Source organism: Bacillus clarus (assembly GCF_000746925.1).
Lineage (GTDB): Bacteria > Bacillota > Bacilli > Bacillales > Bacillaceae_G > Bacillus_A > Bacillus_A clarus.
In genome coordinates, this window is the sequence record NZ_JMQC01000008.1 from 2,404,827 (window position 1) to 2,412,500 (window position 7,674).

Consider the following 7,674-nt stretch of genomic DNA (forward strand, 5'->3'; position numbering starts at 1 on the left):
AAAAATACTCGGTGTTAGGAGTGACAGGAATGCGAGTGGCACAATCAGTTTCAGAATTAATCGGGAAAACGCCGATCGTTAAGTTGAACCGCATCGTAGAATCAGACAGCGCAGATATATACTTAAAATTAGAATTTATGAATCCAGGGAGTAGTGTTAAAGATCGTATTGCGTTAGCTATGATCGAAGATGCTGAACAAAAAGGATTATTAAAAGAAGGCGATACAATCATTGAGCCGACGAGTGGTAACACTGGTATCGGTTTAGCGATGGTAGCAGCTGCTAAAGGATATAAGGCTATTTTAGTAATGCCAGAAACAATGAGCATTGAGCGTCGTAATTTATTGCGTGCTTACGGTGCTGAATTGGTATTAACTCCAGGGCCTGAAGGAATGGGCGGGGCAATTCGTAAAGCGACTGAATTAGCAAAAGAGCATGGTTACTTTATACCACAACAATTTCAAAACCAAGCGAATCCGGAAATTCATCGTTTAACAACAGGTCCCGAAATTGTTGAACAAATGGGTGACCAATTAGATGCATTTATCGCAGGTATTGGTACTGGTGGAACAATTACAGGTGCTGGTGAAGTGCTGAAAGAAGCGTATAAAGATATTAAAATTTATGCGGTAGAACCTGCAGATTCTCCAGTTTTATCTGGCGGAAAGCCAGGACCTCATAAAATCCAAGGGATCGGGGCAGGTTTTGTTCCGGAGACGTTGGATGTAGAGGTGTATGATGAAATCATTCAAGTTAAATCAGAACAAGCGTTTGAGTATGCGCGAAAAGTAGCTCGTGAAGAAGGTATTTTAGTCGGTATTTCTTCAGGTGCTGTCATCTATGCGGCGAAGGAAGTTGCTAAGAAATTAGGTAAAGGGAAAAAAGTACTTGTTATCATTCCAAGTAATGGTGAGCGTTATTTAAGTACACCACTTTATCAATTTGAATCATAATTTGATATAACGTGGAAGAAGCATCCTTGAAAAAGGGTGCTTTTTCTTTTTTCGTTTGGAAATAGGAAAAGAGTGTATGACTAGAAAACTTCATGTAAAATAAGAAGTAGTAAAATTAATTTATTTTCACTAGCTCTCCAGTATAATCATTCTCTATATAGATCACTTATGTAGTTTGAGTTGGTTAGACTAAGAGGGTGGGATAAAAGAAGACGGGGTGTTGATATGCAACGAAGAAAATCTTTAGCGCTTTCTATTCCATATCAGTTAGATTTCTTTAAGCAATATAAATTTCTTTCCCAGGATAAGCCGCAACATATTTTGTTAGAAAGTGGCCGTGGTGGTCGTTACAGTATTGTAGGGCTTGAACCTGTCGCGGTAATTCAGGGGAAGAATGAGACGTTACATATAAGTGAAAGTGGTAAGGAAACAATAGAACGAGGGAATCCCTTAAACTTAATGCAAGATTATATGGAGAAATGGAAAACGGATCATAACCCAGAGTATCCACCTTTCCAAGGTGGAGCGATTGGATACTTTAGTTATGACTGTATTCGTTATATTGAAAAAATTCCTTCTCTTGCGAAGGACGATATAGATATACCTGATATATTCTTTTTACTATTTGACGACGTGTTTGTCTATGATCAAAAAGAACAAGTGTTATGGATTATTACACATTATATAGATAAGCATGAAGAGGTGGAGGGGCGTTTGAATAAATGGAAAGACCTTTGGGAAAAAGAAGCACCTGAGACAAAGGTTCCATTTGAATGCCCTGAAAATAAAAAAGAAGCGGTAGCATTTACAGAAGAAGGTTTTATGAAAGCTGTTCAGCGTATTCAAGAATACATTGGGGCTGGAGATGTATTTCAAGTAAACTTGTCAACGAGACAAGAGAAAACACTACAAACACATCCATTTGAAATTTATACAAGCCTTCGTAAAATTAATCCATCCCCATATATGGGATATTTAGAACTTGGGGATTTTCAAATTGTTAGTGGTTCACCAGAATTACTAATAAAAAAACAGGGGAAAGAAGTAAGTACAAGGCCAATTGCGGGTACGCGCTCCAGAGGAGAGAATGAACAAGAAGATGAGAAGCTGGCAAAAGAGTTGATTGAAAACGAGAAGGAACGAGCAGAACATGTCATGCTTGTGGATTTAGAACGAAACGATTTGGGCCGGGTTTGTAAATATGGCACTGTTGAAGTGGATGAATTTATGGTAATTGAAAAATACTCACACGTAATGCATATTGTTTCTAATGTGCGTGGTGAGGTGGAAGAAGATAAAGATGCTTTCGACTTGGTGAAGGCGGTATTTCCGGGTGGAACAATTACCGGTGCCCCGAAAATACGTACGATGGAAATTATTGAAGAATTAGAACCTGTTCGTCGAGGGATTTATACAGGATCAATCGGTTGGATTGGTTATTCTGGAGATACGGAATTGAATATTGTAATCAGGACGCTACTCGCTAAGGATGGAAAAGCCCATGTGCAGGCTGGAGCGGGGATTGTAATTGACTCAAATCCCAAAAATGAATATAAAGAGTCGTTAAAAAAGGCAATCGCTTTATGGCGTGCAAAAGAAAGTAGCGAAGAAACGGTTAGGTGAGAGAAATGATATTAATGATTGATAATTATGATTCTTTTACATTTAATTTAGTACAGTTTCTTGGAGAACTTGGACAAGAGCTTGTTGTTAAGCGTAATGATGAAGTGACTATTTCAGATATTGAGAATATAAAACCGGATTTTTTAATGATTTCGCCAGGTCCGTGCAGTCCGAATGAGGCGGGGATCAGTATGGAGGTTATTAAACATTTTGCAGGGAAGATTCCGATCTTTGGAGTTTGCCTTGGACATCAATCAATTGCGCAAGTGTTTGGGGGAGAGGTTGTTCGCGCAGACCGATTAATGCATGGGAAAACATCGCTTATGCATCATGATGGAAAGACGATTTTCTCGGACATTCCTAATCCATTTACTGCAACGCGTTATCATTCCCTTATTGTTAAGGAAGAGACGTTACCAGATTGTTTAGAGATTACATCTTGGACAGAGGAAGGGGAAATTATGGCGCTTCGTCATAAAACACTGCCAATTGAAGGTGTGCAATTCCATCCGGAATCTATTATGACTTCCCACGGGAAAGAGTTGCTACAGAATTTCATTCGTACATATAGCCCAAGCGTGACATTATGTTAATTTACGTAAATGGTGCGTATGTAGAAGCGAGTGAAGCGAGGATTTCTCCTTATGACCATGGTTACCTATATGGGCTTGGGGTCTTTGAGACGTTTCGTATTTATAATGGTCATCCTTTTTTGTTGGATGATCATTATAAACGTTTAATGGATGCTTTGGCTATATTGCAAATCAAATGGACAATGACAAAAGATGAAGTGATGCTTATTTTAAAGAACCTACTCGTTAAGAATGGATTGAAGCATGCGTATGTGCGCTTTAATGTATCAGCGGGTATAGATGAAATAGGATTGCAAACGGGAGTGTATGAAGAACCATCTGTTATTGTTTTTATAAAACCTTTAGTAGCTCCAGGGGATGTAGTGGAAAAAGAAGGAGTTATTTTAAAGCAAGTGCGAAATACACCAGAGGGTGCGTTTCGCCTAAAGTCCCACCACTATTTAAATAATATTTTAGGGAAACGCGAAATTGGAAATGTTGTGAATAAAGAAGGTATTTTCCTTACCGAAACAGGTTATGTTGCAGAGGGGATTGTTTCGAATCTCTTTTTTGTTAAAGGGGATATTTTGTATACTCCTTCATTAGAAACAGGGATTTTAAACGGTATCACTCGTGCATTTATTATAAAGGTTGCTGAAAAGCTGGGTATAGAAGTAAAGGAAGGTTTCTTTACGAAAGATGAATTGCTTTCAGCGAATGAAGTGTTCGTAACAAACTCCATTCAAGAGATTGTCCCTCTTTATTATATAGAGGGGAAAGATTTCCCGGGTAAAGTGGGAATGGTTACAAAAAGGTTAATGGATTTTTATGAAATGCAGAGAGAGCAATTGTGGAGCAGAAATGAATTGCAAAGAGGAGATGTGTAGTTTGAAGTGGGATTATGATTTGCGCTGCGGCGAATATACATTGAATTTAAATGAAAAGACATTGATTATGGGGATTTTAAATGTAACACCGGATTCATTTTCTGATGGTGGGAGTTACAATGAGGTAGATGCCGCAGTGCGCCATGCGAAGGAAATGAAAAATGAAGGTGCTCATATTATTGATATCGGCGGTGAATCTACTCGTCCGGGCTTCGCTAAAGTTTCAGTAGAAGAAGAAATAAAGCGAGTTGTTCCAATGATACAGGCAGTTTCAAAAGAAGTAAAGTTGCCTATTTCCATTGATACGTATAAAGCTGAGGTTGCGAAACAAGCGATTGAAGCTGGCGCTCATATCATTAATGATATTTGGGGAGCGAAGGCGGAACCGAAGATTGCTGAAGTTGCAGCCCATTATGATGTGCCTATTATTTTAATGCATAATCGAGATAATATGAATTATCGTAATTTAATGGCTGATATGATTGCTGATTTGCATGAGAGTATTAAAATTGCTAAAGATGCTGGTGTACGAGATGAGAATATTATTTTAGACCCAGGTATTGGTTTTGCGAAAACACCTGAACAAAATTTAGAAGCAATGCGTAATTTAGAGCAGTTAAATGTATTAGGTTACCCGGTTCTATTAGGTACTTCAAGAAAGTCCTTTATTGGGCATGTATTAGATTTACCGGTGGAGGAACGTCTTGAAGGAACGGGTGCTACCGTTTGTCTTGGTATTGAAAAGGGCTGTGAGTTTGTTCGTGTTCACGATGTAAAAGAAATGGCACGTATGGCACAGATGATGGATGCGATGATTGGTAAGGGGGAAAAGTAATTGGATAAAATTTATATCCATGATATGGAGTTTTACGGTTATCATGGTGTATTCCCAGAAGAAAATAAATTAGGTCAGAGATTTAAAGTGGACTTAACGGTGGAATTGGACCTGAAACGTGCAGGGGAAAGTGATGACTTAGAGCATTCTGTCAATTATGGAGAGCTTTTCGAATTATGTAGGAAAGTTGTTGAAGATAGAACGTATAAGCTTGTAGAGAGTATTGCTGAAAATATCGCTGCAGATATATTGAAACAATATGAAAGTATTTCACGATGTACAATAAAAGTTATTAAACCAGATCCGCCAATACCGGGGCATTATCGTGCTGTGGCGGTAGAAATTACGAGAGAACGTCCATGAATAATATAGCGTACATTGCGTTAGGTTCAAATATTGGAGAGCGTTATACGTATTTAACTGAAGCAATTCAGTTTCTAAATAAAAATCTTTATATCCGAGTTGATGATGTTTCGTCTGTATATGAAACTGAACCAGTTGGCTATACTGACCAAAGTTGCTTTTTGAATTTGGTTATAAAAATTTCTACCAATTTATCACCGCAGGAATTATTGAAAGTAACGCAAAAAGTCGAGAATGACCTAGGAAGAAAAAGGGAAATTAGGTGGGGACCAAGAACCATCGACCTTGACATTTTGCTCTATAATCAAGAGAATATTGAAGCAGAGAATCTTATTGTTCCGCATCCACGGATGTTTGAAAGAGCTTTTGTTATCGTTCCGTTGTTAGAGATTAATCAAGATATAAAACAAGACATTTCACGTTCACAAGTAGAAGAAATGAAAAGGCGAGAGGGAGTAACGGTATGGAAGCAGAAAAATGGGGAAGACGCATTCGTGCTTTTCGAAAGCTAAAAGGTTATACACAAGAAGGTTTTGCGAAGGAATTAGGGGTATCTGTATCGGTTTTAGGAGAAGTTGAGAGGGGAAATAGATCGCCTTCTCAAGATTTTGTAGTAGAAGTTGCTAAAACATTAAAAATCTCAATAGATGAATTAATGCCAAAGTGACCATGAAGGAAGGAGTAAATCGAGTGTTAAAGATTGCGAATATTGAGATGAAAAATCCGGTTGTATTAGCACCGATGGCAGGAGTGTGTAACTCTGCATTCCGTTTGACAGTAAAAGAATTTGGTGCAGGTTTAGTTTGTGCTGAAATGGTAAGTGATAAAGCGATATTATTTAATAACAAAAGAACATTAGATATGTTATATATTGACGAGAGAGAGAAGCCATTAAGTTTACAAATTTTTGGTGGCGAAAAAGAAACTCTTGTAGATGCGGCGAAATACGTAGATAAAAACACGACAGCAGACATTATTGATATTAATATGGGTTGCCCAGTGCCGAAAATCACTAAGTGTGATGCAGGAGCGAAGTGGCTTTTAGATCCGAATAAAATATATGAAATGGTAGCGGCAGTTGTAGACGCTGTTGAAAAGCCAGTTACAGTTAAAATGCGTATTGGTTGGGATGAAGATCATATTTTCGCAATAGAAAATGCCAGAGCTGTTGAGCGTGCTGGTGGACAAGCGGTAGCGGTTCATGGGCGTACACGAGTGCAAATGTATGAAGGAAAAGCAGATTGGGATATTATTAAACAAGTGAAGCAAGCTGTAAATATCCCTGTTATCGGAAATGGTGATGTCGAAACACCACAAGATGCAAAGCGTATGCTTGATGAAATTGGTGTAGATGGTGTTATGATTGGCCGCGCTGCTCTTGGGGATCCATGGATGATTTATCGTACGGTAAAGTATTTAGAGACAGGTGAATTAATGCCGGAACCAACAGTGCGTGAGAAAATTGATGTATGTATGTTGCATCTAGATCGTCTTATCGATTTAAAGAACGAAAATATCGCTGTAAGAGAGATGAGAAAGCATGCAGCTTGGTATTTAAAAGGTGTTCGTGGTAATGCGAGTGTGCGTAATGGTATCAATACTTGTAACACACGTGAAGACCTTGCGAATTTATTAGGTGCATTTGTAGAAGAAGTAGAAGCGAAACAACAAACAATTTACGTTGGTTAATAAGGGAACATAGGAGATTGACATTCTTCTATACACTTCCTATAATTACGTGAAAGAAAGAAGAACTGCCAGTTACTTGCTGGCAGTTTTTCTAGTTGAGTAGAAAATGCTATACTGTATATATTGTAAAAATTAATAGAGCTGGAGTGATATCAATATCATGGATAACATGAACCACGAAGAATTAAACGACCAATTGCTTGTTCGTCGTGAAAAGTTACATAACTTACGTGAACAAGGGATCGATCCATTTGGTAAACGTTTCGAACGTACAAATTCAACAAAAGAATTACTAAGCTTGTATGGTGAATTCTCTAAAGAGGAATTAGAAGAAAAAGAAATCTCTGTTTCTATCGCTGGTCGTATTATGACAAAGCGCGGTAAAGGTAAAGCAGGATTTGCGCACGTTCAAGATTTACACGGACAAGTTCAAATCTATGTTCGTAAAGATGCTGTTGGAGATGAAGAGTACGAATTATTTAAAACAGCAGATTTAGGTGACTTAGTAGGTATTGAAGGTAAAGTGTTCAAAACAAACGTTGGAGAACTTTCAGTAAAAGCAACAGGATTTACACTATTAACGAAATCTCTTCGTCCATTACCGGATAAATACCACGGATTAAAAGATGTTGAACAACGCTACCGTCAACGTTACTTAGACTTAATTACAAGTATGGAAAGTCGTGAAACGTTCGTTACTCGTAGTAAAATCATTCGTGAAATGAGAAGATATTTAGATGACAACGGTTATC

General features: G+C 38.0%; 10 protein-coding genes (1 of these 10 cut by a window edge). All 10 read left to right on the forward strand.

Annotated elements, in window-relative coordinates; genetic code table 11:
• Positions 1–29: 29 nt before the first annotated feature.
• Positions 30–953, forward strand: coding sequence for a cysteine synthase A (gene cysK / locus DJ93_RS13235; protein WP_042981325.1), 924 nt, complete (start codon positions 30–32; stop codon positions 951–953).
• 225 nt (positions 954–1,178) lie between these two features.
• A complete protein-coding gene (gene trpE / locus DJ93_RS13240) occupies positions 1,179–2,576 on the forward strand; it encodes an anthranilate synthase component I (RefSeq protein WP_042981326.1) in 1,398 nt (465 codons plus the stop codon).
• A gap of 5 nt (positions 2,577–2,581) precedes the next feature.
• Positions 2,582–3,169 (forward strand): aminodeoxychorismate/anthranilate synthase component II, encoded by a 588-nt coding sequence (gene pabA / locus DJ93_RS13245; RefSeq protein ID WP_042981328.1) that lies wholly within the window; start codon positions 2,582–2,584, stop codon positions 3,167–3,169.
• A complete protein-coding gene (gene pabC / locus DJ93_RS13250) occupies positions 3,163–4,035 on the forward strand; it encodes an aminodeoxychorismate lyase (protein ID WP_042981329.1) in 873 nt (290 codons plus the stop codon). The genes pabA and pabC overlap by 7 nt, the downstream gene beginning before the upstream one ends.
• Positions 4,010–4,870, forward strand: coding sequence for a dihydropteroate synthase (folP, locus tag DJ93_RS13255; protein WP_042981330.1), 861 nt, complete (start codon positions 4,010–4,012; stop codon positions 4,868–4,870). The genes pabC and folP overlap by 26 nt, the downstream gene beginning before the upstream one ends.
• Positions 4,871–5,233 carry a dihydroneopterin aldolase gene (folB, locus tag DJ93_RS13260; RefSeq protein WP_042981332.1) on the forward strand — a complete coding sequence of 121 codons (363 nt, stop codon included), beginning with the start codon at positions 4,871–4,873 and terminating at the stop codon, positions 5,231–5,233.
• Positions 5,230–5,745 (forward strand): 2-amino-4-hydroxy-6-hydroxymethyldihydropteridine diphosphokinase, encoded by a 516-nt coding sequence (folK, locus tag DJ93_RS13265; protein ID WP_042981333.1) that lies wholly within the window; start codon positions 5,230–5,232, stop codon positions 5,743–5,745. Before folB ends, folK begins: the two co-directional genes overlap by 4 nt.
• Positions 5,697–5,900 (forward strand): helix-turn-helix domain-containing protein, encoded by a 204-nt coding sequence (locus DJ93_RS13270; protein ID WP_042981335.1) that lies wholly within the window; start codon positions 5,697–5,699, stop codon positions 5,898–5,900. The genes folK and DJ93_RS13270 overlap by 49 nt, the downstream gene beginning before the upstream one ends.
• 23 nt (positions 5,901–5,923) lie before the next feature.
• A complete protein-coding gene (gene dusB, locus DJ93_RS13275) occupies positions 5,924–6,922 on the forward strand; it encodes a tRNA dihydrouridine synthase DusB (RefSeq protein ID WP_042981336.1) in 999 nt (332 codons plus the stop codon).
• A gap of 160 nt (positions 6,923–7,082) precedes the next feature.
• On the forward strand, positions 7,083–7,674 hold the beginning of the coding sequence (gene lysS / locus DJ93_RS13280; RefSeq protein ID WP_042981337.1) for a lysine--tRNA ligase. 908 nt of this gene lie beyond the right edge of the window; only the first 592 of its 1,500 coding nucleotides appear in the window; it begins with the start codon at positions 7,083–7,085; its stop codon lies beyond the right edge, outside the window.

What these genes read in the sequence shown, in the direction of transcription:
- pabC (WP_042981329.1), top strand. Translation starts at nt 3,163, where the DNA reads ATGTTAATTTACGTAAATGGTGCGTATGTAGAAGCGAGTGAAGCGAGG.
- trpE (WP_042981326.1), top strand. Translation starts at nt 1,179, where the DNA reads ATGCAACGAAGAAAATCTTTAGCGCTTTCTATTCCATATCAGTTAGAT.
- pabA (WP_042981328.1), top strand. Translation starts at nt 2,582, where the DNA reads ATGATATTAATGATTGATAATTATGATTCTTTTACATTTAATTTAGTA.
- folK (WP_042981333.1), top strand. Translation starts at nt 5,230, where the DNA reads ATGAATAATATAGCGTACATTGCGTTAGGTTCAAATATTGGAGAGCGT.
- folP (WP_042981330.1), top strand. Translation starts at nt 4,010, where the DNA reads ATGAATTGCAAAGAGGAGATGTGTAGTTTGAAGTGGGATTATGATTTG.
- DJ93_RS13270 (WP_042981335.1), top strand. Translation starts at nt 5,697, where the DNA reads ATGGAAGCAGAAAAATGGGGAAGACGCATTCGTGCTTTTCGAAAGCTA.
- cysK (WP_042981325.1), top strand. Translation starts at nt 30, where the DNA reads ATGCGAGTGGCACAATCAGTTTCAGAATTAATCGGGAAAACGCCGATC.